We start from the raw sequence: 26,874 nt of genomic DNA on the forward strand, positions 1-26,874 counted from the left end.
CGGCGGTTTTACTGACTGATTGTCTCCCGATCCGCTGAAACACAGCTAAAGCGTTTCTCTTTCGAGAACCATCAAGGAATAAATTCAATGGCTCTGCATACGACATGTGACGGCGTCCGGCGACGCGACTTTATTAAGGTCGGGGCCTGTGGCGCAGCGGCGTTAACCCTGCCCAATTATTTACAGATGGCCGCGGCGGGGCAGGTCAGTGGCAGCGCGAAAGCGAAGAACGCGATCTTTATTAATCTGCGTGGCGGCCCGAGCCACATGGACACGTTCGACCTTAAGCCTGATGCCCCGAAGGAATTCCGCGGCGAATTTAATCCCATCAAGACGAATGTGCCGGGCGTCGAATTCAGCGAGCATCTCCCTAAGCTCGCTCAGCAGGCCGACAAGTTCGCGATCTTGCGGGGGGTCTCCCATACGCTCGGAGCGCACGGCCTCGGAACCGAATACGTTAACACCGGCACACGACCTTTGGCTTCGCTCGAATATCCGGGGTACGGCGCGGTCTTTATGAAGGAAAGACAAAAGGCACTGCCAGGCGACCTCCCCGGTTTCGTAGCGGTTCCCAACACGGCTCAGACGCCGGGCTTTCTTGGCGTGAAGTATGCCCCGCTCGTAACCGGCTCAGCCCCGCGACCTGGCCGACCTTTTAATGTGCGTGGCGTTGCGCTGGGAAGAGGGCTGACCGTTAGCGATGTCGAGCGACGCCAAAATCTGTTGAAGAACCTCGATACCGCGTTTCACGGATTCGAGGAGCAAAGTGACTTGTTGGGCGGGCTTGATCAGTTCGGTCAGAAAGCACACGCCATGATCACCGGATCGCGAACCCGTGAGGCATTCGACATCTCGAAAGAGTCGCCGAAGTTCGCCGAAACGTTCGGTGAATCGCAATTCGGGATGAGCTGCCTGTTAGCTGCACGGCTGGTCGAGTCTGGCGTCGGCTTCGTCACGATTAGTACCGGCGGTTGGGACACGCACGGTGATAACTTTACGAAGCTGAAAACGAAGCTGCTTCCGGAATTCGATACCGGCTTGGCCTCATTGCTCAACGGACTCGCGATGAAGGGCCTGCTTGAATCGACGGCGATCTTCGTCACCGGTGAATTCGGCCGCACGCCGAAGATTAACACGCGCTCGACCGAAGGTGGTCGTGACCATTATCCTCGCTGCATGTTTATGTTGATGGCCGGCGGGGGGATTCGTGGAGGACAGGTCGTCGGCGAGAGTGACGATAAGGCAACTGAACCGGCCAGCCGGGGCTTTACGCCGGACGATGCCGCAGCGACATTTTATGCGGCGATGGGCATCGACCATACGAAAGAATATCAAACCAATACCGGTCGCCCGATCACAATTGTCAGAAATGGATCTCCGATTCCGGAACTTATCGGCTAGTCCGGTGTTTATAATTCAGGTGATCGTCAATGACGACCATCCCTCTGTCTTCGGTTACTGGGCGCGATGCCTGTCGGCATCGGCCGCACTCTTTAAGACTGATAAAGGATTTTGAAGATGACGACGTTGCGCTCCGTGCTGGCATTGGGATTGCTCGTTGCGTTTGTTGGCGCCGGCTTCGCCGCCGAGGACGCCGAAGAAAAAAAGAAGGGGAAGAAAGACCGGCCCGCCCGTCAGGCCAAATTGATTAAGATTCCCGATTCGATCACCTTGAGTGACGAGCAAAAGACGAAGCTCGAAGCCATCGAAGCCGAGTACGGCCCGAAAGTCGCGACTTCCCGGAAAGAAGCGCTCGGACTCACCAAGGAGCAGCGTGAGCAGATGATGCAGATCCGCAAAGATGCCAAAGCGTCGGGAGAGAAAGTCGACCCGAAGTCATTGATGGATCAAATCGGTGTGACCGCCGAACAGCAAGAAGCGATGAAAGCGAGCCGTAAAGCCGCGATGGATCTTCGCCACGAAGCGCTGGAAAAATCGGTTGCCGTTTTAAACACCGATCAGGTCGAAGCGTTCAAGAAGGCGAACCGAATGCGGACGCCGAAGGAAAAGAAAAACAAGAAGAAGCCTTCTGGCGACGTTTAATTGATCTCCGTTGTCCAGTTCGAGTCGACGATCACCATTGAAAGCCCGGCGGAATTGTCCGCCGGGCTTTTTTCGCAATAATTGCAGTCGTCAGATGCTATCTTGATCCGAACAATCAATAGGCCGGATGGAATGCGTCAAGACTGTTGTGGAATACTCGTCGTTACTGCCCTTTCAGAACATGTCGAAGTCAGATGATTGCCCCGAGAATAGATGCGGACTGTGCGGCCGCACGGGAGTTCGCACGACCGCTCATCATCTCATCCCGCGGGCGGTGCATCGGAAGCGACGCTTTCGGGAGCGATATGGGCTGGAGGAGATGCGGCGGCGGAAGGTCGATCTGTGCCGACTGTGTCACAGGGCCGTCCATGAACTGATCCCTTCCGAGCGTGAGTTGGCGGAGAACTACTCGACGATCACGGCTTTGCTCCGGCATGCTGATATTGCCCGACACGTTGCTTGGGCCGGAAAGCAAAAGTCGCGTTGAAGCGACATCCCAGATGGCTGGCAAATCGGTCCGCCGCCTGCGAAGGCTGATCGCTGCGGTGCCAGCGTGACTGTCGGTCAGACAATGACAGCCTCAAAACATGGTAAATCGCCGTGTTTTGAGGGCAGGCACCTTTCTGGCAAGGCATTTGCTCCATCAGCCTTCGCCGTTGTTCAATTCAACTATCGAGCCAATTGTGGGAATCGTCAAAGAGGCACTGACCGGGCCACCTCCGGCCGCTCGCATCATGAAACGTCGGCAGAAAATGCCGACCGATCTTGAGATCGACGCGGCGATTGCCCGGTTGGAACGTCTTGCCAACTCGACCGATGAATTGTTCCGAGTCCCGGGCACGAATATCAAGTTCGGCCTCGATTCGATCGTCGGACTTGTCCCCGGATTGGGGGACGTGGCGACCGCCTTGGTTTCGGTCCTGTTCATCACTGAGGGGGCCCGTCTCGGTATTCGGCGGAGCGTTCTGATGAGGATGGTTGTGAACATTATCACCGACTCAACGGTCGGAGCGGTTCCGTTGGCCGGCGATGTGTTTGATGTCGCGTTCAAGTCAAACACGAAAAACCTCGCCCTGCTCAAGCGGGAAATCGAGAAGCAACGAGCCAAGACGGATCGAATAGACGGCACGGCAGAAAATGGTTGAATCAGGGGCGTTATAAAACAGTCGGCATGAATGCCGGCGGACGTCACGCCTCACCGATCAGGAAGAACCCACACATGAGTTACGGAACACAGGCAGCAATGCCGGAACACACAGCCCCGAACGAACTGTTGACGTTCGCGAAGAAGCACTGGCCCGAGTTGACCAGCGAAGACTTTGCGATCATCGGGGACAGTCGCGAGAAACTCGTGGAAACTGTTGAAGCGAAATACGGCGTCGATCGAGACATCGTCGAACGTGAATTGCTTTGGCATGAAACGACGCCGCAGTAGCGCTCGCCTTAAGAAGAGATAACTGTGATTGGAGTGATTGTGCCTGCCGCGCTTTTAATCGGTTGTCGGCGAACAGAACTCTAACGGGGAATCTGCTGCGTCAGGCAGTGGAATGCACCGAGCCCCCAGATCAAATCGCGGCAATCGATCGTGACGACATCTCTTTTCGGAAAACAACTCGCCAGCACCTCGGCTGCTAGCAGGTCGGTCGAGGGGTGATAGCCCGGCATTAAAACGACCGAGTTCGCTATATAGAAGTTCGCGTAACTCGCGGGCACGCGTTGGTTTTGATAAACGAGCGGCGGCGGTGAAGGCAACTCTAAGATTCGAAGCTTCCGACCGTCGGTTAATCGGACGTCTCTTAGTCGCTCGATATTATCGGCCAGAGGGCGGTGATTTTCATCGGCGGTATTCGGCTCGACCATGCTGACGACGGTGTCCTCGCTGACAAAGCGGGTGATGTCATCAATATGCCCGTCAGTATCGTCGCCGGCGATTCCGTCACCCAGCCAAATTATTTGCTCGACACCCAGATCCAACCTGAATCGTTCTTCAATATCCTGTTTCGATAATTGCGGATTACGATTTGAATTAAGGAGACACGCCTCGGTCGTCAGCAGTGTCCCCTGACCGTTGCCGTCGATCGCTCCCCCCTCAAGAACGAAGTCGGCACTTTTTGAGGGGATGCCTAGCGTCTCAGCCATTTGCGGCGCGACCGCATCATCGAGATCGTAGGGGTATTTGCCGCCCCAGGCATTAAAGCGGAAATCGAGGGCAAGGCGATCGCCCGTCCCCGGACCCTCTTCCTTTAAAATGACTGCCCCGTGATCGCGGCACCACGCGTCATTGGTGGGGATGTAATGAAAGGTGATCTCGCCGTCGGCCCCGGCGAGACTTAAGTAATGCCGGGCTCGGCGTTCCATCGCTGCATCGGTGACGTTGATATGGACCGGTTCCGACGTCGCCAGAACACGAACCATGCGAGCATAGACCGGTTCGACGCGTCCGAATCGTCCGGGCCACGAATTACGATTGTGAGGCCAACTCAGCCATGTCGCAGCGTGCGGTTCCCACTCGGCGGGCCAACGATAGCTTCGATCTTGCGGGGGTGGCGGATTGGTCAACGAACCGGGCCTGAAATTGGCAGCGAGGACTTGCGGCTAAACGGCCATCATGACAATTCCAATGGCCCGTTCCCATCGAGACTTGCCAAATGAATTAGCGGCGTCACTCAGCCCGTTTGAGCGCTGTCGACAGACGGGAAACATCATCGGCTAATTGCACGATCCGTTCCCGGACAACCGGCTCGGTGATCACGTCACCGTCGATCTTGTCCTCGGTCGTGTAGACGAACCGGGGAACGACGATGCAGCGGAAATCGAGCATCAGACTGTTGGCCAATCCCATGGCCGACATGTAGCTGCCTTCGCCGCCGGCGGCGAGCAGCATTCCGACGACTTTGCCGGTCCAACTCCGGCCGGTCAATTCGACGAGATTTTTCGCCGCGGCATTGACGTCGAAGTTGTAGACGGGGGCGGCGACAACGATCGCGTCGGCGGCAGATACCCGTTCGTTCAACTCAACGACTGTCGCATCGCCGTAAGAGTTCGCCCCGTCGCACAGGGGCAGGGGCGTCTCGCGGAGATCGATCAATTCGACGTTGCTGTCGCGGGCTGCGAGTTCGTCACGCAGCGCCCGGGCGAGTACGACACTGCGACTGCCGGGGTTCAGGCTGCAACTGAAGACCAGAATCATTCGGGGAATCTGACCCAGGGGGAGCGACCCGTGAGCGGAGGGACGATCCGTGGGTTATAGAGTTTGGCCTCGTGGAGCCGTGAAAGAGCCGCTGGTCGGACTTGAACCGACGACCTACGCTTTACGAAAGCGTCGCTCTGCCAACTGAGCTACAGCGGCGAATGCCCCGAAGATGGTAGTGACGGCGGCACGAGGTGACAAGTCCGGGGTACCGCTCGCAGACTGCCATCCGGGTTCGTTAGTCAGGGCGACACCAGTTCGACGAAGAGTGTTCGCGGAGCGCAATAAAAAACGCCCGCCGTGAGGCGGGCGTAACCAGGTCGACGAAAAGCGCGAGAACCAAACGCTTCGCCTATCGGCTGTAGCCGACCTGCTGGATTGCTGAGGGCTGCGGCTGTCCGTATGCGGCCCGGTAAGCTGACTGCATCGGGGCCGTTTGCGGCTGGGCGTAGCCGGCCTGTTGAATCATCTGCGGCTGGCGGGCCGCTTGATACCCGTACTGTGCCGCTTGGTATCCGTAGTGCGCCGCTTGTTGAGCCGGCTGTTGATAATGGTTCGGCATCGGCTGAGCGTATTGAGCCGCCATGTGAGGAAACATTTGCGGCGAGACCGCAGCCCGGCTGGGGACGTTCGACCACGCGGCCGGGTCGTCGAAGTTGTCCGGTGTCGGGTTGGGAACCGGTCCCTGAACGGGGGCCGGCGTCGGCTGATAGCCGGGGTTGCCGTAGAATGCACCTGCTCCGTGGTTCATGCCACATTGGCCGTTCGGGCATCCGCCCGGCATTCCGTAGGGCTGGGGGGCAACGGCTCCGAATCCGCCCGCTGCTCCGAATCCGCCGTGAACCCCGTATCCGCCGTGAGCCCCGTATCCGCCGCCGAAGCCGGTAAGCGGCGGTACTTGAGCCGTGATCGGCGGGCAGTTCGTTCCGAACGGCTGACGGTAGTATTGAGTCGTCGTTTGGGGGACGCAGCGGACTCGCTTCTCCGGAATCCACTGCGAGCTGACCACTGGCACCTTTTGCGAGACGGTGAACGGCACTTTCCGGGTGCGAATGTCTTTCTGATAGACGGTCTTGGGGATGACTTTTTTGACGGGTTTCGGCACCCATACCATCTTGTAACAGCCCTCATCGACGGTCACGCAGTCGTAGTCGATTTTCGGGATCGTGACGACGTATTCTTCGTCTCGGTAAAGAGTTCGGGGGACTTCTCGCCAAGTGACGCAGTCCTGCCGACGGACCGTGGTTTCGCAGACGGGCTGCATTCGGGTGCAGGTACATGCGGTGACGATTTCTCCGCAAGTGCCGCAGCAGGAACCGGGTGCGGTCCAGCCTTGGGCGAATGCGATGTCGGTCACGGCGACCGAGGCGGTCACCATCGCGGCAGCGATGGCGAAAGCAGCAGAAAAGCTCTTGATTGTGTGGCGACCCATGGCGGGCGATCCTCCGGAGACGAAGAGTTTGGTTCTGTTCCCAAGGATCGGCATAATCGCGATGACCGCTTGAATCCTTCTGATGCGAATCTTGAGAAAAATCGGAAAGTTCAGGTGAGTCTGCCTGAGTTGCCCAAACTGCCGCATTGATGGATGGTGAGATCGCCGGGCTTTGATTTCGGTGATCGCCAACCAATCAAGCAATTCGAATTGCAGAGGAAGCCATGAAGAACCGTTCGCGTCAGATTACAATCGCAGCCGCTCTTTTCGCCGCGTTTGTCGTGGCGATTCAGTATTCAGATCGCCCACATGCCGAAGAGAAAGAATCGGGATCAATGATCGTTCACGACGTTTACTTCACGCTCAAAGATGACTCCGCCCAAGAGCAGCAGCGACTGGTCGATGCCTGCAAGAAATATCTGCAGGATCATCCGGGCGTGGTGTTTTTCGCCGCCGGACTGCGGGTTCCCGACTTCAAGCGGGAGGTCAACGATCAGAACTTTCACGTCGGCCTGCACGTCATTTTCGATTCGCGAAAAGCCCACGACGACTATCAAGTCGCCCCCAAGCACCTGCAATTCATCGAAGAATGCAAAGGCAATTGGGACAAGGTCCGGGTGTTTGACACCGTGGCTGAGAAGTAAAAGGGGACGTAGGCGCAGAGTTCACCTCGCTAGGAACGTCGGCGTGCGACTCGCTGAAATCATGAGCTGGATTCGCCGAAGAGCCGGCATCCGGCGGGTCGACGGATCTATCGCAGCGAGTCTACGGGACTGCGCGACCGATCTGACGGTGCGGGCGATCGAGAAGTCGGAGCTGCGCCGTTTTTTCGAAGCGACCGTCGAATTATCTGGCGGTGAATCCGTAACCCGGCACGTGACGTGGTGCCTGCGGGATCGACGGCTTCGCTCGGGTCGCCATTTCGCGGCGATCTCATCGACGGGAGAGTTCGTCAGCACGCTGACGACTTATCGTTACCGTCATTCGCCTCACCCCGACGTGATCGGCCTCGCGAATGTGCATACTTGCGAGCGCCATCGCGGATGCGGCTACGGCACGACACTGCTCAAGGAGGTCATCTCACAGCTCGAGCAGGACGACGGAGTCAAAGCATTCTACGTCTTGTCGGCGATCGGGACGCCGTTCTATGAGCGGGCCGGATTCCGAACGCTGCCAATTCCGTACGATCTGGCCCCGGAATGCGTTCCGATGTTCCGTTGCGATCGTGATCGCTGGGGGGCGCTGTCGTCCGACTTCCAATACGTCCGCGGGATGCAGGCGTTTTTCGATTAACGCGCAAAGAACTCAGGCTGCTTTGCGCTGCTGATCGACGTTCGGCAGCGGGATCGTCTTCGGCTCGAGTTCGTCGACCTCGGAGACCACTCGCCGCGAGTAGACGAGTTTTAGGAAATCGGGGAAGACCTCGAACGATCGCGGGGCTCGATTCCAGACCGACGCCAACGAGTGAAAAAAGTTCATCTCGAACTTTGCCACCGTCAGGTCCTGCGGAGCGGAAATCGGGTCGACCTCATCGACCGTCCAATTCCGCGGGCAAAGCTCGTAAGCGGGATGAGTCTCTTTCCGTCCCCGGGTCGGCACGTCGTGCAGGACCGTCAACTCGCCGGTCGAATTGAATTTCGTCGGGAAACAGCGGCAGGCCATCGGACGCGAGTTGTAGATTCCGCAGCGAGCCTGCCCCATCGGATTCTCGTCGTCAGGTTGCCCCTCGACCAGAAACCGACATTTCGAAGTCCCCTTGTGAAATCGGCTCGGTTGATGCGACAGGCAAATGACGAACGGCGTCGAAGGCTCGTCTTCAAAATAGAAATGCGGAGCGTACTTGCGGGCGATCTTCCCGTCCGGGTCGGCCCAGCGGCAGGCGAAATCCCAGAACGCCAGATCCAAGTCCCGCTCGATTCGCAAGATGTCGGCGCCGGTAACCGGTACTGCGAACGATCGGCAGCATCCGGCGTGGCAGTTGTCGCAGGGGGACGACACGGCAAATCCTTCACTTCGCATTGACTATTCGTGCGGGAGACGGCGCTCTGTGAGGGTATCGGCACAATCGGTGCAATCGGATGAATCGAACCGTCAGTGCATCGGTTCGCGGGCGGCGAATTAGGGCCTCTCCCGTATTTCGTGTGCGAAAATCTTTAGAATTCTTCCGGATCGCGGCAGATTTTCGCACGGATTCCGTCGCCGGTTCCCACTTCTATTGTGAAGGCACACGCCGACACGGCTCAGCGTGACGCTGACCAAGAATATTTCGCGCGGCCCAGGGAATGCACAATGCGTTTGACTCTCAGAACTTTGCTGGCCTATTTGGACGACTTGCTCGCGCCGAATGAAACGAAAGAAATCGGCAAGAAACTGGCGGAGAGTCCGAAGGCGGAGGAGCTCGCCGAGCGAATTCGGCAGTCGGTTCGCAAGCGACGGCTGACGTTTCCGGGTGACGAGTCTCCCGCTCTGCTCGATCCGAACACCGTAGCCGCCTACCTCGACAGCACGCTCGTCCCGGAAGAGGTCGCCGAGGTCGAGCGCATCTGTATGGAGTCCGACGTTCACTTGGCCGAGGTCGCGGCCTGCCATCAAGTTCTCGCATTGGTCTTGGGGCAGCCGGTCGAGATCACAGATCAGTCGCGTCGTCGGATGTACGAATTGGCCACGCCCAACGGTCCGAGTGATGACCATGCCGCGACGCCCGCTGAGCCTGCACCGTCGGCACCGTTGCGGAGCAAGCCGACCGCTCCCGCTTCGCAGGCATCTGAATTGGTTGCCTCGATGCCACGCAAGATTCCGACTTGGCGGCGAGCACTGCCCTACGGAGTTCTCGCGGCGTTGGCGGTCGGTTGGGTGGCTCTAATTTGGTTCGATCCCGGGATATTTCCCTCTGCGGGATTCGATCCGATCGCGATGACGAATACTGGTTCGAACGACGATGCGGACACCTCGGACTCGACCAATGGTTCCGGAGTCGACACTGACGACGAATCGCCGAGTGATTCCACCGCCGACTCGGACGCCAGCGGAGCATCGGATGCAGATTCCGATCTCGGTGAGGGTAGCCCGCCCGACGAGTCCGGATCGATGGAAGTCGCATCGCCAGATTCTTCGCCATCCGGTGATTTGCCGAACTTGCCACTCGATGCCGAACCGCCCGACGAAATCGATAATCCGTTAACCGGTTCTGAGCCGCCGGTCCAGTTCGACGTTCCCTCGACTCCGCCGACCGAAGTCGCTTCGACTTCAGGACCGCCTGTTGAGTCGCCTGTACCGTCGAGGGGGGAGCCCGACACCCCCGGGGCAGATTCGCCGAGCCCGCTTTCTTCACCAAAGCCGCTCAATTTTGTTTTTCGACCGATCCCAAACGGTTATCCGATTCTGCTCAAGAAGCCCGGCGAAGAGCAGTGGGTTCCGATCACGGATCAAGCCGTTCCGATCGGCAGTTTCGTCACCGCGATCAAACCGTTTCACGATGAGTTCGCCATCGATGGTTCAACGCTTCGGATGGAGTTGCTGGGGGGCACCGCGATTCGTACCTATCAAGTTGCTGCGGAAACAAAGTCGGTTCCGGCCATCGAATTGGTGCGCGGCCGAATGCTGATCTCTTCCGACTCACCGAACCCGATCGATTCGGCAGGGTCGTCCGCCGAATCAACGGCTGCGACTCCCAACGACACTGTTATTCCAGCGGCTATTGAATTGACGGTCGCTGAGAAAACGTGTCGGTTAGAATTTCTTGAAGGCCGGGGAAAGATCGCGGTGGAAGCTGCCCCGATTCATCCGAATGGAAAACCGACGCCGGGTGTCAATCTGACCGTTCCGGAATTTCAGCCCCGCATTAATGCCGCTGTCTACGTGATTGACGGTCCCGTTCGATTTGCCGAGGCGGACGGGAATGTGAAGACATTGCGAGCGGGCGAGCATGTCGTGCTTGAGCGTGTGAAGACGCTTGGGACTCCTGACGCACCCGGCGACAATCAGGTGATCACGATGCCGGAGTGGGTCGAAAACGGTCGTTCGTCACAGTTCGCACTCGATCAGACCGAACCGGTCCTCGATGCCCTCTCGACCGGCCAGGTGGCGGCAATCAGTCTTCCGCCACTTCTGAGCGACCGGCGACCGTACATTTCGGCTTGGGCCGCCGATGCATTGGGGTTGATCGGAGCCATCGATCCCCTCGTTCGCACGTTGGTTGATGCGCCTCATGTGGAGACCGTGACCGAGGCGGCGCACGAAATCCAAGTGAATCTCGCGTTGGACGAAGCCGCGTCGGAAGTCCTGACCGAAACGGCCGCCTCCATTTTGCCGCCCAACGATGCCGACGTGCTGGTCTCAGTTCTGTGGGGCATCAGCCCCGAGGTCGCGCGGGATGAAGCGGCCAGTCTGCAGTTTCTTGAAGCGCTGGAGCATGATCGCGTCGCGGTTCGTCAGATCGCTTTCGCTCATCTGTTGGAACTCACGGGGCAACGGCTGAGCTATCGAGAAACGGCCTCGCTTTCGGCTCGAACGACCGCAGTCCGGCGATGGCGCGATTATGTAACGAGGCAGGGAGGACTGTTGCCAAAACAACCGGCGAATTCGCCGGCCGACGCCGAAGATTCGTCAACTGCGGACTAGAGCGAATATCGCGTAAGTGTAGCGGGTTCAGGCGGCGATCCTTGCGAATACGCAGACGTTGTGCGTCTGATAGCCGCCACAGATAGCAGGAAACTGCTCTAGAAAATCAACGGACGAGAAGCGATTTCAATGCCAGCCTGAGACGCAAGCCGATGGTCGATCAACCAGCGATTTTCCCCGACGGCTGGCGCCTCGGGCTTGTATGCTAAGCGATTTGAAACCGCCTCCAGACACGTCTGCTGACAAGCAATTGGCGTCTCAGATTGGCACGCAGAGGACCGTCGCTTATCGAGAATTCGGACGCGCGGAATCGGAATTCGTCGCAGCGTCTAACTCGTTGAGTCGATTCCGTAATTCGGCATCGCCGGCGTTGGGGGCGAGCAGCCGGGTGACTCGAATGAGTTTGCGAGCTTCGTCGAGGCGGCCCAGCGTGATCAGTGCTTCGACCGAGTTAATTCGCGCCGCCAACCACTCATCGCTGCCGGCTGGCAATCGAGCGGTGATCCGCTGCCAAAGGTCGAGCGTGCGCTCGGCCCCACGTTCTCCAAGGCGTTCGGCGATTTGGGCTGCCTCCCGCATTCGTCCGGCATCCGAACCGGCCATCTGCGTCAGTTGCTCGACCGTTTGCTCCGCCCGATCAAGTTCGCCCACAGCAATGTCCGCCTCCGCTTTGGCCTTGGCGAGCAACCATCGTTCAGCCGGTTTCAATCGACTCCCGTTACCTTCAACGCTTTCGACAATCTTCAACATCAGGCGGCCACATTGCGTTCTTGGTCCGACGCTCAATTCGCTAAGCCGCAGGCGAAGGTCCTGCAACAGGCTGATTCGAGCCGTGACGGTCATCCGCCTCAACTCGGAATCGTCCGCGAGCCCGCCGGAAAAGTCACCGGCACTCACACGGATTGCTGATCGCAAACCATCGGCGGCTTCCCCGATCTTCTGCCAGAACTCCCGGTCGTTGGGACGTTGAAATTCAGAGGACCTCAGAGCACGCTCGGCGAGATTCAAAGCGAGATCGGTTTGGTTTGTCGGCAGCTTCGACAACCGCTGAGCCGCGACGACCGCGAACTCCGCATCGTGCGGAGACCAGCGCGTCTCGACATCGGGCAGGCCTGCGGCGAGGTCGGCGAACTCAGAGGATGCCGTGTTCGACCATTCCTGTAATTGCTGCTGACGAACTTCGCGAATCTTTGGATCGTCTGCCTGAGCAGATTCTTCGGCGAGAAAGGCTAACAATCGATCGAGACAGCGGGCGATCCCGGCCCGCGCTACGTCGGCTTTCTCTGCGATGGTCAGGGTATCTCGGTACAGCGGGAGGGCGCGACTGTACTGTCGCCGCGACTCCTCCAATCGAGCCAGCATCAGCGTCGCCTCTGCATTCGTCGCGGCCGAGGAATAAATCTCGCGGTGCTCTTCGAGTAAGCGACGGTACTCGGCAATCGCTTTTTGCGAATTCGACGAACGTCCGGCGCACCATGCGGCCATCAAGTGAGCCTGCGCCGAGAGCGGGTCGTTGCGGTCGAATTTGGCTGCTGCGAGAAAGAACTTCTTCGCCGATTGATAGTTGTTCTCACTGGAGGCGAGCGACCCGGCACGAAAGGCGTACTTCGCAGCCGCGGACGAATCGCCCGACTCTACCATCGCTTCGGCCGAGCTAAAATAGGCGTCGGCAGCTTCCGATGTTTTTCCCGTCGCGGCGAGACGTTCGGCTCGTTCGATCTGAGCGGCGATTTCGGGGCCGAATTGACGTTCATTTCCGACCGCATCCGCAGCGAGCCGGCAGCGATATGCCCAGACGCCACCGACTTCCACCTTCGCTCGTTCGACGGCGAGGTCGATCTGACGCTGCACGTCGACCGCCAGTTCAGGCACGTTAATCGCTCGCGCAGCCCGCTCCAATTCGACGAGTGTTTGCACCTTCAGCAGTTGCAATTCGCCGGACAGAGACCCCCGTTCTTTGCGGTAATTGACCAGCAATTCCGCGGCCGCGTCGGGCTTGTCTTCGTCGAGCAGAATTCGAACGGAAACGGCTGCCATCGCATCACGATCTTGCGGGGTGAGCGATGTCGGCTCGATATCGGCCAATCGCCGGCGAGCAGCCTGACCATCGCCACTAAGGCGAGCGACCTCCGCTCGCCAGATCTTCGCCGACCGAGTGATCGGGTTTCGCTCGACACCGCGAGCGAGTTTCTCCAATAGTCGGTCGGCCTCCTGCAAAGCCCTGTTGGAATTGGAGTCGCCCCGCGGGTTAAGTCGCGCTGCCGCAATCATGGCCTGAGCAGCGCCCAATCTGGCCTGCTCCTCCCACTGGTACAGTTCGGCCGGATCGACGCGATCGTCGCTGCTCGCGATGCCGCGGGTGCGACGGCGAAAGGCTTTGTGGATTTGATCCGATAAGGTCTGGAGTTCGGTTGCTGCTTTCTTCAAAAATCCTTTGGCCGAAAGCGCAGCGGAGTCGGAGCGTGTGAGCTCGGCGGTCCAGCGAAGAGAACGACCGCGTTCGAGATCGATCATCGCCCGTTGCAATCTCAGTTCGAGCGCTCGTGGGTGCCTGGGCTGAACGGCCAGAAACTTTTCGATGACTGATTCAGCTCGTTGATAAAGATCGATCTGCTCAGTGTCGAGCGTGTGGATGGCGTGCTGCGCGAAGGTCTTTGAAAGTTCGAGCGACAACGCCGCTCGCTCGTCGTTCGAAAGATCATCGGCGGCGAGGCGATTCAGTGCGACGGACTCAGCCAGACTGAACAGGCCGCGGTCTCGGAGTCCGCTGAAATATGTCGCGGTCACCTCCGCGCCCGTCGCGACCGTAGAGGTGCTGAGCAATGTGATGAGGCAGGTTATCAGCAGCGATCGCACGTTGAATTCAATTAAGTGGACGTAATAGAGATCAAAGCCCATTGGAAAGATAGGTCGTCGCGATTGCAGGCGGCAACCCGACCTTGCGGCTTTCGGGTGGCCGGTCCGGTAGAAGGATCGATCGAATTCTTTCATACTGAGGTCGATCGTCCGGTCGAAGCTGGACGAGCTTTCGCAGCCCTGAAGTCTGCTTCAATATGTCGACAACCGCTCAAACGCCCATGGCCCGTCAAGTTCTTGATCGCATCGAATCGATACTTCTCGAAGCGGAATCGGAGGAGAAACCGCTCGAAATCGAGCCGTTTCGCGGTCGGCTGTTCGAATTATTTGTCATTGCCGATGGCGGCGGTTTCCTCAAAGAAGACGCCGAAGTCGACCTGACTGCCGACGGCATTTGCCGCGAGCTTGGCGAGCGGTGGGGACTGGCCGAGGCCACGGCGCAGTCGACCGCGAATCAACAAAAATTGGCGTCGGAGCATGTCGCCCGCATGCGGTTGCTCTGGTCGATGATGCGGATGTGGATGGAGTGGGACTACGCTTGGAAGCGATGGCCCGAATTCCGGTCCGAATAACCCGCGCCGAACAGACCCGCAGCGTCAGCAGGTGATTTTCCTGGTGTTCAACGCGTAATCAGCTTTCGCCACAAGTCCGCGTGATTCGCCGCGCTGCGCTTCAGCGAGAATCGTTCGCAGAAGGCAGCGGGTGGATCAAGTCGCTCGGTCGTGCTCAGTCGGGCAAAGATTGCTCTTGCCAGCGCAACGACATCGTCCGCCGCAACCAATTCTCCGTCGATTCCGGTTTCAAAAATTTCGCGCGTGCCGCCGACGTCGGTCGCGATGATCGGCAGTCCGGACGCCGCGGCCTCCAACAGCACACGGCCCAATGGTTCCTGGTGGGCCGAATGCACAAGCAGATCAGCCTCGTTCATCAGCTTGGCGACGTCGTCCCGATAGCCGAGTCGATGAACACGGTCCGACAACCCGGCGGCTTGCAAAATTTCGTCGATCGACCGATCGAATGCGATGCTCTCCGCCTTCGCCGAGAAACGCTCTCCGGCAATCGCCCAGCCGAGACTACCGCTATCTCGCCTATCACCTCCGACAATGCTTGCGATGGCCTTCGCGGTCACATCGTGTCCTTTCCGCAGCCCGATTTGGCCGACGGTCAGTAACAAAATTGAATCGTGACGGTGGCCAAGCTCGTCATGCAATGCGAACGACCGCGGCCTGGGACGAAATGATTCGCGATCGATGCCGTTGTAAATCCGCGTGACTCGTCCGCGATCGAGTCCCTGTCCCGCGAGATGTTCGATCGTTGCATCGGAGACGGCGATCAATCGATCGAGTCGATTCAAATCGTCGATCGCGGCGCGGTTCAACTTGAGGATGTCGCGCAAATGCCCGGTGCAGGGGAGGGCGATATCGGTGGCAATGACCCCCAGCAGCCGTGCCATCGACAAACTATTGGCGTGAATGAGGTCGCAGTCGACCGATCTGAGGCACGTGTGCAACATTTCGGCTGCGATGTGTTTCGGCGGGCGTTTCCCGGTTTCATCACGCAGGTTGAGCGGCTTCACTTCGATCCCGCGTGCCGACAGGGCATCCCGAAGGGCTCCTTGCTCGGGGCAGATCGCCACAAATTCCCACGAGCTATCGGCCGGACTCAGCAATTGATCGATTACGGCAAGCATCGACCGCTCACCGCCGAACAGCGTGGGGAATTCGAAGATGATGGCAATCCGCGGCATGGTCCGTCCCTTGGGGTCGCAGCTCGATCTCCTCTATAATCCCGCGGACCGAGACGCGAAAGCAGAGAGAGCAATGGCTGAATTTCACAGCGTGGCCAAAGTGGGCGACATCCCCGAGAACGAAGGTCGGGCCTACGACGTCGACGGCGTGATGGTCGCCGTCTTCAATTTAGGGGGCACCTTCGCCGCCATCGACGACATGTGTCCGCACGCCGGGGCTTCGCTTTCGGCCGGCCATGTTGAAGAAGAGGTCGTGATGTGCCCGCTGCACGCGTGGCGTTTTCACTGCCGAACAGGCAAATGGATGGACAATCCGACTGCAAAACTTGGCGTCGAAACTTACGAAACGCGAGTGCAGGACGGTGAAATTCAGGTCAGTATCGATTGATGAGAATGGTAAGCTGCTGTTGTCGCCGCCCGGCCTTGGGCGTATTCTGATTGGACCACACACAGTCGCTGCGTACCGGCTTTCTCATGCAGTCGGTTATTTTCGACGGGGGTCGCCTACTTCTGGCCTCCGAACGAACAGCGGCCCCGGCGGATCGACTTCATGAGCGCATCGACGGCGATGAGTGCGAGCCTGTTCGACACGGCACGGCGGGAAGCCGAAACGCACAAGTGGATCGAAAGCCAGAAGCACGGCTGCGATCTCGGCGACCATGCCATTCGAGAATGGTATCGCACCTACTGGCTGCTTTACTGCCGACATCGCCGCTTGGAACACATCCGGGGGGAAACCCGTTGGATGGAGTTCGAGACCGAGACCTTTGGCGTTCGATACACGCTAATCATGACGCACGGCCTGCTGGCAGATCGCATTCTCGATCGTCTCGACCTCGGCTACGAGAACCTCGACGTGATCGCTTGGTCTCAGGAATGGGACCTCCCGATGCTGCGAGTTCTTGACATCCTCGAAGCGATTGACGTAAACCGCGCCCGGATCGATCATCCGGCCGCGATGTGAACTCGCTTGGCGGCCGCACTTCCTTCGCGGACGCCTGTATGAATGCCGCCCCGGCCGAGCCGGTTTCTCATCGCGACGAAGGTGCGGCCGAGATATCGGACGATGCGAATGCCGCGCGTCGCAATTCCATGCTTAGTGGGTTCGGTCTCGTCAGCGGGCTGACGCTCGTATCACGAGTATTAGGCTTGGTTCGCGACGCCGCGATGGCGGCAGCATTCGGAAACGGGCCATTGCTCGACGCATTTACGATCGCATTTCGCATCCCCAATCTCGCGCGGCGGTTGTTCGGCGAGGGAGCACTTGCCGCCGTCTTCATTCCCCGTTTCGTGAGCACGAGAGAATCGCACGGAACCGAAGACGCGTGGAAGTTGGGGACGGCGGTCTTACTCAAGACCGGTCTGTTCTTAGGGGGTGTCGTCGTCGCCTTCGAATTCTTACTTGTGGGCGCGATCTTGTCAGGCTGGCTCGGTCCAAAGTCAGAGTTGCTGCTCACGCTGACCGCAGTGCTGCTGCCGTATCTCTGGTTGATTTGCCTCTCTGCCCAAGTCGCCGCGATTCTGCAGGCGAGCGATCGCTTTTTCTGGCCCGCGGCTCTGCCTGTTGTGTTGAATGTGGTGTGGGTGGCGGCCCTGGCGATCGTCGGTGCGGTCGCTCTTTCGAAAGAAGCTGCCATTACCACGATTGCCGCGGTGATCAGCGTGACCGGCGTGCTGCAACTCGGCTTGTTAATTCGACCGCTACATCGCATCGGTTTTCGTCTCGATTTTGACTCCACTCCCGTGCGTTCGGCCCTCGCGGCCATTCGCACGAGTCTTGTGCCGACGTTGCTCGGGCTGAGCATCACTCAACTCAACACACTCGCGGACGGCCTGATCGCTTGGGGATTGACGCCGTCGATTGACGATCCGAATGCGACTTCGTTAGTTGCCGCGGGTGGTGCGGCGGCACTTTACTTCGGACAGCGGCTTTATCAATTTCCGCTCGGTGTCTTCGCGGTGGCCATCGGCACCGTCCTCTACCCGCAGATTTCAAAGCACGCGACCGATCGCAATTTCGCCGCAATGAGGAGTGATCTCACGCGGGGGATGCGTCTCGTTCTATTGGTCACGCTGCCCGCCTCTGTCGGGCTGATCGTGCTGGCCGAGCCGATTACAGCCTTGCTGTTCGAGCGTGGGGAGTTCGGGCAGCGCGACGTGCTGCAGACGTCGCGTGTGGTCGCCGCCTACGCGATCGCGGTGTGGGCTTACGCGCTATTATTGATCGCTCAGCGCGGGTTCTACGCGACCGGAAATGAACGGGCTCCTCTGCGTGTCGGGCTTGTCGCGGTGTTCTTAAATTTGATTCTCAACGCCGGCCTCGTGATTCCGCTGGGTGAAACCGGTCTCGCGTTGGCAACCGCGGTCACGGCGATTATGCAATTCCTGCTACTGGCTTCGATTCCGGGAACGCCGTTGCGAGGCGTATTCGACCGATCGTTTGTCGCATTCATCGCTCGCATCGCGGTCGCGACGGTCGTCATGGCTGTCGCGTGTCGAATCGTCGTGGTGACGGCGGGCTTTCAATCGGGCGGAAATGCGGAAGGCTTCGTCGCCGTCGCGATTCCGATGCTAACCGCAATCGTGGCCTACGCGGGGGTGCTGGGGGTCATCGCGAGACGCGATGTCCTCGCACTACTGACCTCAACTCGTCGACCCCGCGGCTGAGAAGTCATCGATCTGCCCCAGCAACTCGCCCGGAGTGATCGAGGAGCCGGTCAGGACGGCGATCCGGGTAATCATACCGTCGGCAGGACTTGCCACATCGAAGATCACACCGGGCGAGGATAACTCGACCAGCCGGTCTCCCTCCATCACCTCGTCACCCACATCGACAAGCCATGTGCCGACGCGGATGTCAGCCGCACCGATGTCCGGAACACGAACTTCGGTCATGACTTCTTGAGGGCGTCCGACATTTCACCGGCGTGATAGCTCGACCGCACGAACGGTCCGCTAGCGACAAGGCCGAAGCCCATCGTGCGAAGCAACTCGCCGAGTGAGTCGAATTCCTCCGGCGGGATGTACCGCTCAACCGGCAGATGTTCCTGAGTCGGTTGGAGATATTGGCCGACGGTGAGCATGTCGCAGCCGACCTTGCGGAGGTCGGCGCAGACTTCGAGCACTTCGTCGATCGACTCCCCCAGTCCGAGCATGATGCCGCTCTTGGTCGGCATGTCGGGTTCGATTTCTTTCACCCGGGCCAGCAGGTCGAGCGTCCGTTGGTATTCGGCATTGCGCCGCACGCGATGATACAGGCGGGGGACCGTTTCCGTATTGTGATTGAATACGTCCGGTTTTGCTTCGATCACGCGATCGATCGCCGCCACGTTGCCGCGAAAGTCAGGGGTCAGAACTTCGATCGATGCGTCGGTCCGCTCTCTGACGGCCAGCACTGTTTGATACCAGTGCTCGGCCCCGCCATCGGGCAGGTCGTCTCGTGTGACCGACGTGATCACGACGTGCTCCAAACCCAACCGCGCCGCCGCTTCGGCCACGCGCTGCGGTTCGTCGATTTCGAGCTGTTCGGTCTTGCCTTTATCGATACTGCAAAAGCCGCAGGGGCGGGTGCAGACGTTGCCCGCGATCATGAGTGTGGCGGTTTTATGCGACCAGCACTCCGTGCGGTTCGGACACTTCGCACTTTCGCAGACGGTGTTGAGCTTCAGGTCGGCGATCGTGTCGCTCGTGTAGGCCATGCCGCCCTCGGGCATCGGTCGGCGGAGCCACTTCGGCAGACGCGGGCGGCGAGCCGGTGCGGAACTTCCGCTCGACGAGCCGCAACCCGAACCACCGCCGGTCGAGCGTTGGGGAACATCCGGCAAAATCTCAAGCAGGGACATGAACAACTTTCTTCGTCCGCTTCAGCAGCGGGTGTCCGGTGTAAACGTGATAGTGATTGTAGCCGAATCGTGCCGCGATTCGACGGATAAGTGCCTCCCGCACGCCGTGCATTGAAACGGGACGGTGACGCAGTGCCGACAGGCAGGTCTTCCGCTCCTCACCGGGAGCGCCGTTGATCAAGCGGACCAAATCCATCGGAGGTGCGACATCGATGAAGACGCCGTGATAGCTGATCCAGCTCTTGACCGCCGCGCCCACGGTCGCGAATTGCCCGAGCCGTCCCGAGATGCCATGACCGCTTTCGCTCGGCCAGGCGGGAATCCGCAGATCGCCGGCCGCATCGATTACAGCTTGCTCCAATTTGCGGCGAAAGCCGTCGATCCCAATTTCGAGACGAGCGAGCGGCAAGATCGGATAGACCGCCAAGTGCCCGGTCCCGTGGACAATGCAGCCACCACCACGATTGACCCAGCGGACATCCATCAGCCGGGATTCAAACGCCTTCTCATCGACGTTCCAATGAGCCCGGCTCCCTTCCCGGCCGATGGTGACCATCGGAGGGTGTTCGCACATCAGCAGTCCGCCGGTTCGATCTTCCCGACCGGAGAGTTCGAACAGCAACCGCTCCTGCAGGAACAGGGCGGCATCGTAATCAACGGTCCCGAGCAAACGGACCTCGAGCGAGTCGGGTGACCGATCCGCAAATCCGGGTTGTGCTCGCGCAGAATCCATTCTCGAAAACCGTCAGTATTCGTTGTCGAATGTGAACCGTCTGTTGAAAACAGCTCGATTCTCATCCCTCGATAATAGAACGACATCCCGCCAGCGACAATCGGGCGTTGCTTGAAGCTGAGAGTTGAGAGTTGGGCGTTGAAAGTCTATCGTTGCCGGGTTCGCGACTCGTCAGATCACCCCGCTAGTGCTCGTTACATGAAATTCTAGCCCGCAGCGCGAGCAAGGGATTGTCATCGCACGCGAACGATCGAAGTTTGGCGATGGTTTTGATGAACCGGCGCACTTGTCGGCAAATTGTTTAAGTCGATCGAGTGCCCGGTCAAGAAGTTTGAATTCCTATGGCGAAGTCGAAGGGAAAATCAGGCAGGAAGAACGAAGACCCGAACGAGCGGGTCGTCGTGCGCAACCGCAAAGCCCGACACGACTACGAACTGCTTGACACGCTTGAATGCGGGATCGTGCTGACCGGCAGCGAAGTGAAGTCGATCCGCAACGGCAAGGTGGTCATCGAAGACGGCTACGCCCGGATGCAGCGCGACGAACTTTGGCTCATCAACGCTGATATCGCCGAATATCCGCAGGCGACGATCATGAACCACGAGCGACGGCGCGAACGCAAGTTGCTCGTTCGCAAAAGCCAACTTCGCAAGTTCGCCGAGTCGGCCCAAGATCGAGGCCTGACGATCGTGCCGCTGTCACTCTATTTCAAGCGGGGCATCGTGAAGGTCGAAGTCGCCACAGCCAAGGGCCGCAAGACGCACGATAAGCGGCAGAAGCTCAAGGCGAAGACGGATGTCCGCGAGATGCGTGCCGAGAAATTACGGCACTCGTAGCTCCAATTGCCCGACGCGCTGGCGCGAGAATACCCTCGCACCTTTTTCCAAGCTCAACGGCGCATCAGAAGCAATGAGAACTCCTCCCGCGGAATCCCTTGCTGGCGCTGCGGGCTTGTTAATCGTTATGGGGCCGTGCGAATTTGCACCTGCATCGCGCCGAGCAGCTTAGTGATTTGCTGCTCTTTGCGCCCGATCGCCGGGACGTTGTCGAGCACAATCGCACGACGTTCGTCCTCTGGGTAAAGGATCAGCCGACCCGAGCCTAACAGCGCGTATTCGAACACGTCGGTGATTTCTTTTTCGACGCGAAGATTGCGCGTCGGGTAGCGCTTGAGATTGCTCAGGAACCCGTGGTGGTGCAGCAGTTCGTTGGGCCGGACCTCCCAATAATCGAACTGCACGCTGAGAAACACGCAGATGAAAATCAGGCAGAGGATTCCGAAGAACAGGAAGTAGAAGTCGGCATTCGCGATCGGTTTCACAAACTGCAAGATGTCGGTGATCGCCGGCAGCAGGTCGGGGTTGGTCCGGAACAGCAGCAAAGCACCCATCAAGACGCCGAAGATCAGGAACAGCAGAGTGAGCGAGGCTGTCCGCGGGAAGTCGAATGCCAGCACGACTAAATTCAGACCGAAGACACCGAGGAAGAGCACGCCCAGAAATTCCGCGAATCGATTTCCTTTCCGCTGCACCGGCTTGGCCGCTGGCGTTTCGTCATCGACGGTCTCTTCGCCCTCAACATCAGACGACGTTTCCTGCGCGGCAGGAGGGCCATCCATTCCCACGGCCGGGGCGAGATCGCCCGCAAACAGGGTGCAAACACCGGAAATCAACGCGAGCAGAAACGTCGGCCAAAGCAGAGTGACCTTCGGATACGACACGAGGTAGACGCTTTGAATGTCGGCCGGTGAGGCCGACTCGGATGATTCTGGTTTCGCGGTGTCATCAGACATCGGAGTCCTTCCCCTCGGGTCGAGGCAACGCAGGCGAACGTTACAAGTCGGCCCGTGTTCGGTGTGGGTGGGCCGCACAAATTTTCCGAATCGGAAGCGTATCGCCTGTCGACGGCGAGAACCACTTCGCACGGGAGAACAACGCGAAGCCCGTGTCGCAGGATCACCGAATTCCGAGGCCTCAGCCCGCCAGTGCGGTGCGGTTGACCGAACCATCGTCGAATCGCTCGGCGGAATCGGCGAATGCCGGCTTGCAGCGGCGAGAGAGTGGGAAATCATTCCGAACGCCCAAGCCCATCTCGCCGTGCAATTCGTCGACCTGTTCGGTCAACGTTTTCAGGTCGAACTTCGACCACTTGCCCTGCAGGAAGATCAGCTGCTCGAGCCCGCGAAAATCCTGCCGCAACTGATCAGGCAGCAATGCCGAGAGTGCGACGGCGGCGACCGAGGTTCGTTTCAATTCCGGTTCGGCCAGCGCACGCAGGCCGAGATGGTGATACAGCACGCAGGCCACCAACTCATCCGGCAGATGCCAGCGACGGGCGAGGGACGCTCCGGCGATTGCGTGGTCCCAGCCGAATTGCTGCTGTTCGTATTCCGGCAGAAGCTGTTGCTGTGCGGCACGCTGTCCGACAAAGGCAACGTACTTGTCGAACAGATCGTTGGTGAGGACCGGAAGCAGAAAGTCCTGTAGCAATGCACCGGCGAACGCGGTGTCGGCATCGGCCCCGATCAGTCCGGCGACCACTTTAGCGAACAGGGCTTTTTGCAGGCTCGCGTTCCAAAAGCAGGACTGATTGATCAGTTTCGATTTGCGGGCTTGGACAGCGGCCTGAATGCCGGTCGTGACGACGAACGTCTTGCTTTGTCGAATCCCCAGTAACGTGATTGCCTGCTGAACCGACGAAGCACGGTGCCGCAGGCCGTTGAACGACGAGTTGACGTGCCGAAGGAGTTCGAGCGTCAAGCCGGTGTCGGTTTCGATAATCCGAGCGAGGTCTTTGATCGCGACATCGGGGTCGGAAGCCTTTTGCTGAAAAGAGGCGACCGCGTGCGGCAGGGCCGGCAGCTTGAGCGTGGGAGGCAACTCGCTGGCGGCGAACTGACCCAGTGCGCGATCGATGCGCTCGGTCCACCCACTGGTATCTAAATTGGCTTCAGTGGTGGCAGCAGCCATGGCGGAGCCAAAGAGAGGGCATCAAAGCGAAATGAGCGGAAGATCACCGCATCAAACAGAGCGGGTTTCGTCAGACGAAACTTAGCTCGCGTTTCGATCGTTGCCAAATAGCGACAAAGCGACCCCCGAAATACGGGGGTCGCTTTGAGGTGCTGCCCTGCGGTTGGGGTGTCGCCTGAAGCGAATACCCCGAACGTGCAGCGGTTTTGGTCGCGACTCGAACGACTTTGCAGCCGTTGTGAATCTGATAGCCGCTACAGATCGCCGAAAACTCTTCTATTGGGGCGGTTGCATCGCTTGTCGCACGTAGTCGACGAGATCGGAGATGCCCTTCACCTGAGCGATCGGCAGAACCGATTTCATCCGAATCGCGTTCTCTTCGGTCGTCATCGAAAATCCGCCGAACGAGGGTTCGATGCCGAGTTCATCGATTTTGTCAGCATAGATTGGGAACGGCACCGCTCCGGTATTCGCGGCGACTTTTGTTCCGTCGGCAAGCATCCGAGCCCAGTCGACCAGCAGGACGACGTTCGCTTCCGAAGAGAGGAATTCCCGGCTCGCTTCGATCGCGTCCTCCGTCGGAACCGGTGCCGCGAGCGACTCTCCCTGAGCAGTCTTGATGGCTGTTTCGGCGAACGACTTCGGACCGATCGTTTGCACGACGGTGTCATCAAAGTAGGCAATCCACTGCTGCATTCCGTCCGGCCCGAGCAAGGCTTGATTGACCTTCTCGGCCATGCCGCTCGGATCGGCCTCGGCATCAAAGGTTTGCGTCATCGTCAACAGGTCGACCTTCTCTCCGGAGATCGTCTCGGCTTCTGGTTCGAACGTCATTTCCTGTGTCAGCCCGGGCGTGTCCGGCAATTCCATTTTCGGGGTCAATTCGCGGATCGCATCGCGATAGCGTTCGATCGGTTCGACGTTCGTATTGCCGATGAATCGAAACAGCCCGAACTCCAAATCGCCGATCCACACCGCTCCAACGGACGACCCGAAGTCGACGTCTTCGAGAACCTTGACGAACTCTTCGAGCGACTGCTTGTAGTCGTCGCCGTACATTCCGCCCGCGAGGTTCATTGATGATTCGATCAAGCCCTTCATGTCGCAGTGCAGGCCGTAGTAGGCGATAGCCCCGGTCGGAAGATCCTTCATCGAATCGAGGTCGGCGACCTCATTCTTTGCTAATGTTTTTGCCGATTGGCTTCCCTCTTTGACGGTCAGAAGCGTTTCGGTCAGTAGTTGCTTCTCTTGCGGGCTGATCGTGAAGACGGCCGGTTCAAGGTCTTTTCCGAAAACAACGGCCCCTTCGAAGGCGGCTTTGTAGATCGGGATGGCACTCTCGATTTGCTGCTTTTGCGCATCGCCCGCACCCGCGGCGGCGTTCTTCATCAGTTCGACGAATTGGTCGAAGCCCTGACGCGCTTCTTCTTCGCGACCGCTATAGACCTCGCGCAAGTGCGGCACGTTGATCCACGCGGAGAGGTCCCCCTCTTCGAAGGTGTCTTCCGCGTTGTCGCTCAATGAAGACTCGAGTGAGTTCTCGGCATCTCCCGCGACCCGGTCGAGCGCGTCCTGACTGGCGGAGTAGACAAGATAGTCATCGATAAATTTGGACGAGAATTTGTCGCCCAATGCCGCCTTGGCAGCCACTTTGTCTTTGGTCGGGACGATGAACACGACCGATGGTTTCGAGGTCTTGTTCGCGAACGCAGCGACCCACCAGTCCGCGGTATCGTCGACACCGGCTAAACCCGGATTCGAGATCGCCATCCCGAGCGAAGGGCGAATCATTCCGGCCTGAGGTGCGATGGCCGGTACACCTTCTTGCACAAATTTTGTCAGCGCATCGACGGTCTTCGCCGGCGACTTCAGCCTCACGACGACATCGGTGTCACCCGGTAGCATTTCGAACGGTTCAGCAGCGATGGCGAGCGCGGTCGCCCCCCAAACGCATAGTCCTACTGCGGCACAACCCGTTCTTCTCATCAGTCCTGCTCCACTCGCGGTGTGTGATCCGGTCACGTACGGTCGCTATATTAGCGACCTCAACGCCAGAGTTCCGCCCTCGGTTCACTAGGAATTTCTGTGGGGGAAATCCGGTGACCGAGTTCGCGGGTTCGTCGACCTCGACGGCCGACCGCGCACTGAGCCTCAAACGCGTTATTCAAACGCTTTTTGCAACTCTCGTCTGCTCACTGCAATTCCGAAGTGCGGGTCGGAACACCGGAGAGGACCGTCGCCCTTCGAGCTGCGTCGGGGTGGGATCGCTCGAACTGCGCGAGTGCGGTTCGTGCCGTCTCGGTTTCGAATTGCCGGGCCGGATCGGGGCAGCGCGAGCAGGCCGATAGATACCTCAGGATGGCGACGCGAGCCGCTTTCTTTCGTGTCTCATCGCGATCGTTGTTCGCTTCAAAGATGCGCACGAGTCCGTCGACCGCTTGCCAATCGTGCCACGCGGCCAGTTGCGCCGCAGCGAGGTCGGTGGCATCAGGGCGCTCTGCGATCTTGAGCATTGTCTCTCGCAAGTCGGCATCGCGGAATTGATCCGCCGCGTTCTCGCGGATGAAATCGAGACCGGCAAGCACCGCCCGAATGGTCGTGACCGGCGTTCTGCGTTCTTCAATGAAGCGGCGTTCCAACTCGACGAGGCCGTCAGTTCCTGACGCAAGGAGATATCCGGCGACCAGCCCGTCGTCGCCCAATCCCAAACCTTCTTTGTCACGACCGATCGAATTGATCAGCACTTTCGCTTCGTCATTTCCCGCGGCAAGACCGAGCAAAATACCGGCCGACCGCCGGTGATGCGGGGCAATCGAATCCCGTGCCACAGCGCGATGCAACGCATCGAGCGGCAGCCGGTTCGCGATCAATCTCACGTCGCGAAAGTCGGCCTGCGAGAGATCGGCGAAGCATTCTTCTCTGACGTGCTGATCAGAGTCCAGTAGGTATCGCGCCGCCCGTGCCAAGCGCTGGTCGTCGGACGACTCCAATTGATTGATCACGAAGCTCGCGCCCCGCTTTGACAGGGGAACCGGATCGGACCAATGGGTTTGCAACGATTCCCGTCGAAGCAGAATCGCATCGGATCGCGCGGGTGCGTTGCGCAACCGGACGGTGCGTCCGACGAACTCGGCCCCGGCTCCCCGTAGCGAGCGGACGATCCGCCATTCGTTCTCATCGGGCACAGCCAACAGCGCATTCGATGATCGCTGCACCAACTCGCGCAGCGAAGGCGCCACATCGGGGTCGACCGGCGCAGCAATGCAATCAGATGCAATAATCGGAAACGAAGCGACTAAGGTCATCCTGACCACAATCGCCACGCGATTTGTTCGTGAGTTCATTCCCGCCTTCCATGGCTGGGGCAGATAATTCCGTCGTGTAGACGACCGCTATTCTGGTGAGCAAGTTCTCCGCGACGGCTCTGAATTGGCGAAACGTC

26 protein-coding genes and 1 tRNA gene are annotated in these 26,874 nt (G+C 59.0%); 13 read left to right on the forward strand and 14 right to left on the reverse strand.

Going from position 1 to position 26,874, the window contains the following annotated elements; translation table 11 throughout:
* Nucleotides 1-87 precede the first annotated feature (87 nt).
* From Pan189_RS06965 to Pan189_RS06985, 5 genes are all read left to right on the forward strand, one after another.
* Complete coding sequence (locus Pan189_RS06965) at nucleotides 88-1,401, forward strand: DUF1501 domain-containing protein (protein WP_145363225.1); 1,314 nt, start codon at nucleotides 88-90, stop codon at nucleotides 1,399-1,401.
* A 117-nt stretch (nucleotides 1,402-1,518) separates the two neighbouring features.
* Nucleotides 1,519-2,043: a hypothetical protein gene (locus tag Pan189_RS06970; RefSeq protein WP_145363226.1), complete on the forward strand. Its 525-nt coding sequence runs from the start codon at nucleotides 1,519-1,521 to the stop codon at nucleotides 2,041-2,043.
* A 127-nt stretch (nucleotides 2,044-2,170) separates the two neighbouring features.
* Complete coding sequence (locus Pan189_RS06975; RefSeq protein WP_310821197.1) at nucleotides 2,171-2,530, forward strand: hypothetical protein; 360 nt, start codon at nucleotides 2,171-2,173, stop codon at nucleotides 2,528-2,530.
* A 196-nt stretch (nucleotides 2,531-2,726) separates the two neighbouring features.
* On the forward strand, nucleotides 2,727-3,188 hold the full coding sequence (locus Pan189_RS06980; RefSeq protein WP_310821198.1) for a DUF4112 domain-containing protein: 462 nt from the start codon (nucleotides 2,727-2,729) through the stop codon (nucleotides 3,186-3,188).
* 74 nt (nucleotides 3,189-3,262) lie between these two features.
* Nucleotides 3,263-3,478, forward strand: coding sequence for a CsbD family protein (locus tag Pan189_RS06985; protein WP_145363228.1), 216 nt, complete (start codon nucleotides 3,263-3,265; stop codon nucleotides 3,476-3,478).
* 80 nt (nucleotides 3,479-3,558) lie between these two features.
* Here Pan189_RS06985 and Pan189_RS06990 read toward each other — a convergent pair whose 3' ends face one another.
* The 4 genes from Pan189_RS06990 to Pan189_RS07005 form a co-directional block, all read right to left on the reverse strand.
* Entirely contained in the window at nucleotides 3,559-4,602 is a 1,044-nt protein-coding gene (locus Pan189_RS06990) for an agmatine deiminase family protein (protein WP_145363229.1), read from the reverse strand.
* A gap of 103 nt (nucleotides 4,603-4,705) precedes the next feature.
* The gene (locus Pan189_RS06995; protein ID WP_145363230.1) at nucleotides 4,706-5,233 is read right to left on the reverse strand and encodes an NADPH-dependent FMN reductase; all 528 of its coding nucleotides are present in this window, start codon (nucleotides 5,231-5,233) and stop codon (nucleotides 4,706-4,708) included.
* A gap of 86 nt (nucleotides 5,234-5,319) precedes the next feature.
* A tRNA-Thr gene (locus Pan189_RS07000) sits at nucleotides 5,320-5,392 on the reverse strand.
* A gap of 193 nt (nucleotides 5,393-5,585) precedes the next feature.
* Nucleotides 5,586-6,665 carry an IMCp domain-containing protein gene (locus Pan189_RS07005; RefSeq protein ID WP_145363231.1) on the reverse strand — a complete coding sequence of 360 codons (1,080 nt, stop codon included), beginning with the start codon at nucleotides 6,663-6,665 and terminating at the stop codon, nucleotides 5,586-5,588.
* Between the two features lie 224 nt (nucleotides 6,666-6,889).
* On the opposite strand from Pan189_RS07005, the gene Pan189_RS07010 reads away from it, so the two are divergent.
* Nucleotides 6,890-7,309 (forward strand): Dabb family protein, encoded by a 420-nt coding sequence (locus Pan189_RS07010; protein ID WP_310821199.1) that lies wholly within the window; start codon nucleotides 6,890-6,892, stop codon nucleotides 7,307-7,309.
* Between the two features lie 43 nt (nucleotides 7,310-7,352).
* On the forward strand, nucleotides 7,353-7,958 hold the full coding sequence (locus Pan189_RS07015) for a GNAT family N-acetyltransferase (protein ID WP_145363232.1): 606 nt from the start codon (nucleotides 7,353-7,355) through the stop codon (nucleotides 7,956-7,958).
* 12 nt (nucleotides 7,959-7,970) lie between these two features.
* Here Pan189_RS07015 and Pan189_RS07020 read toward each other — a convergent pair whose 3' ends face one another.
* Nucleotides 7,971-8,684, reverse strand: coding sequence for a YkgJ family cysteine cluster protein (locus Pan189_RS07020; RefSeq protein ID WP_145363233.1), 714 nt, complete (start codon nucleotides 8,682-8,684; stop codon nucleotides 7,971-7,973).
* Between the two features lie 270 nt (nucleotides 8,685-8,954).
* Between Pan189_RS07020 and Pan189_RS07025 the strand changes: the two genes are divergently transcribed.
* A complete protein-coding gene (locus Pan189_RS07025; RefSeq protein WP_145363234.1) occupies nucleotides 8,955-11,285 on the forward strand; it encodes a hypothetical protein in 2,331 nt (776 codons plus the stop codon).
* Nucleotides 11,286-11,570: 285 nt separating this feature from the next.
* On the opposite strand, the gene Pan189_RS07030 is transcribed toward Pan189_RS07025, so the two are convergent.
* Complete coding sequence (locus Pan189_RS07030; RefSeq protein ID WP_310821200.1) at nucleotides 11,571-14,276, reverse strand: tetratricopeptide repeat protein; 2,706 nt, start codon at nucleotides 14,274-14,276, stop codon at nucleotides 11,571-11,573.
* Between the two features lie 86 nt (nucleotides 14,277-14,362).
* Here Pan189_RS07030 and Pan189_RS07035 point away from each other — a divergent pair, with 86 nt between their 5' ends.
* On the forward strand, nucleotides 14,363-14,713 hold the full coding sequence (locus Pan189_RS07035; protein ID WP_310821201.1) for a hypothetical protein: 351 nt from the start codon (nucleotides 14,363-14,365) through the stop codon (nucleotides 14,711-14,713).
* A gap of 47 nt (nucleotides 14,714-14,760) precedes the next feature.
* Here the strand turns inward: Pan189_RS07035 and Pan189_RS07040 are convergent, their stop codons facing one another.
* Complete coding sequence (locus Pan189_RS07040; protein WP_145363237.1) at nucleotides 14,761-15,888, reverse strand: glycosyltransferase family 4 protein; 1,128 nt, start codon at nucleotides 15,886-15,888, stop codon at nucleotides 14,761-14,763.
* A 73-nt stretch (nucleotides 15,889-15,961) separates the two neighbouring features.
* Between Pan189_RS07040 and Pan189_RS07045 the strand changes: the two genes are divergently transcribed.
* The 3 genes from Pan189_RS07045 to murJ all read left to right on the forward strand — a co-directional run bounded on the left by Pan189_RS07045 (nucleotide 15,962) and on the right by murJ (nucleotide 18,555).
* Nucleotides 15,962-16,276: a Rieske (2Fe-2S) protein gene (locus Pan189_RS07045; protein ID WP_145363238.1), complete on the forward strand. Its 315-nt coding sequence runs from the start codon at nucleotides 15,962-15,964 to the stop codon at nucleotides 16,274-16,276.
* A gap of 162 nt (nucleotides 16,277-16,438) precedes the next feature.
* A complete protein-coding gene (locus tag Pan189_RS07050; protein WP_145363239.1) occupies nucleotides 16,439-16,852 on the forward strand; it encodes a hypothetical protein in 414 nt (137 codons plus the stop codon).
* Between the two features lie 38 nt (nucleotides 16,853-16,890).
* A complete protein-coding gene (murJ, locus tag Pan189_RS07055) occupies nucleotides 16,891-18,555 on the forward strand; it encodes a murein biosynthesis integral membrane protein MurJ (RefSeq protein WP_145363240.1) in 1,665 nt (554 codons plus the stop codon).
* Here the strand turns inward: murJ and Pan189_RS07060 are convergent.
* The 3 genes from Pan189_RS07060 to Pan189_RS07070 are packed head-to-tail and all read right to left on the reverse strand — an operon-like array spanning nucleotide 18,532 to nucleotide 20,463.
* A complete protein-coding gene (locus Pan189_RS07060) occupies nucleotides 18,532-18,783 on the reverse strand; it encodes a biotin/lipoyl-containing protein (RefSeq protein WP_145363241.1) in 252 nt (83 codons plus the stop codon). The genes murJ and Pan189_RS07060 overlap by 24 nt on opposite strands.
* The gene (gene lipA / locus Pan189_RS07065) at nucleotides 18,780-19,730 is read right to left on the reverse strand and encodes a lipoyl synthase (protein WP_145363242.1); all 951 of its coding nucleotides are present in this window, start codon (nucleotides 19,728-19,730) and stop codon (nucleotides 18,780-18,782) included. Before lipA ends, Pan189_RS07060 begins: the two co-directional genes overlap by 4 nt.
* On the reverse strand, nucleotides 19,717-20,463 hold the full coding sequence (locus Pan189_RS07070; protein WP_145363243.1) for a lipoyl(octanoyl) transferase LipB: 747 nt from the start codon (nucleotides 20,461-20,463) through the stop codon (nucleotides 19,717-19,719). The genes lipA and Pan189_RS07070 overlap by 14 nt, the downstream gene beginning before the upstream one ends.
* Nucleotides 20,464-20,804: 341 nt before the next feature.
* Between Pan189_RS07070 and smpB the strand changes: the two genes are divergently transcribed.
* Nucleotides 20,805-21,299, forward strand: a complete 495-nt coding sequence (smpB, locus tag Pan189_RS07075) for an SsrA-binding protein SmpB (RefSeq protein WP_145363244.1) — start codon at nucleotides 20,805-20,807, stop codon at nucleotides 21,297-21,299.
* A 125-nt stretch (nucleotides 21,300-21,424) separates the two neighbouring features.
* Here smpB and Pan189_RS07080 read toward each other — a convergent pair whose 3' ends face one another.
* The 4 genes from Pan189_RS07080 to Pan189_RS07095 all read right to left on the reverse strand — a co-directional run bounded on the left by Pan189_RS07080 (nucleotide 21,425) and on the right by Pan189_RS07095 (nucleotide 26,776).
* Nucleotides 21,425-22,255 (reverse strand): hypothetical protein, encoded by an 831-nt coding sequence (locus tag Pan189_RS07080; protein ID WP_145363245.1) that lies wholly within the window; start codon nucleotides 22,253-22,255, stop codon nucleotides 21,425-21,427.
* A 181-nt stretch (nucleotides 22,256-22,436) separates the two neighbouring features.
* Nucleotides 22,437-23,432, reverse strand: coding sequence for an HDOD domain-containing protein (locus Pan189_RS07085; protein ID WP_145363246.1), 996 nt, complete (start codon nucleotides 23,430-23,432; stop codon nucleotides 22,437-22,439).
* Nucleotides 23,433-23,708: 276 nt separating this feature from the next.
* Entirely contained in the window at nucleotides 23,709-25,418 is a 1,710-nt protein-coding gene (locus Pan189_RS07090; protein ID WP_145363247.1) for a hypothetical protein, read from the reverse strand.
* Between the two features lie 206 nt (nucleotides 25,419-25,624).
* A complete protein-coding gene (locus tag Pan189_RS07095) occupies nucleotides 25,625-26,776 on the reverse strand; it encodes a hypothetical protein (RefSeq protein ID WP_145363248.1) in 1,152 nt (383 codons plus the stop codon).
* Nucleotides 26,777-26,874 lie beyond the last annotated feature (98 nt).

Origin of the sequence: Stratiformator vulcanicus (genome assembly GCF_007744515.1) — a bacterium.
Classification (GTDB): domain Bacteria; phylum Planctomycetota; class Planctomycetia; order Planctomycetales; family Planctomycetaceae; genus Stratiformator; species Stratiformator vulcanicus.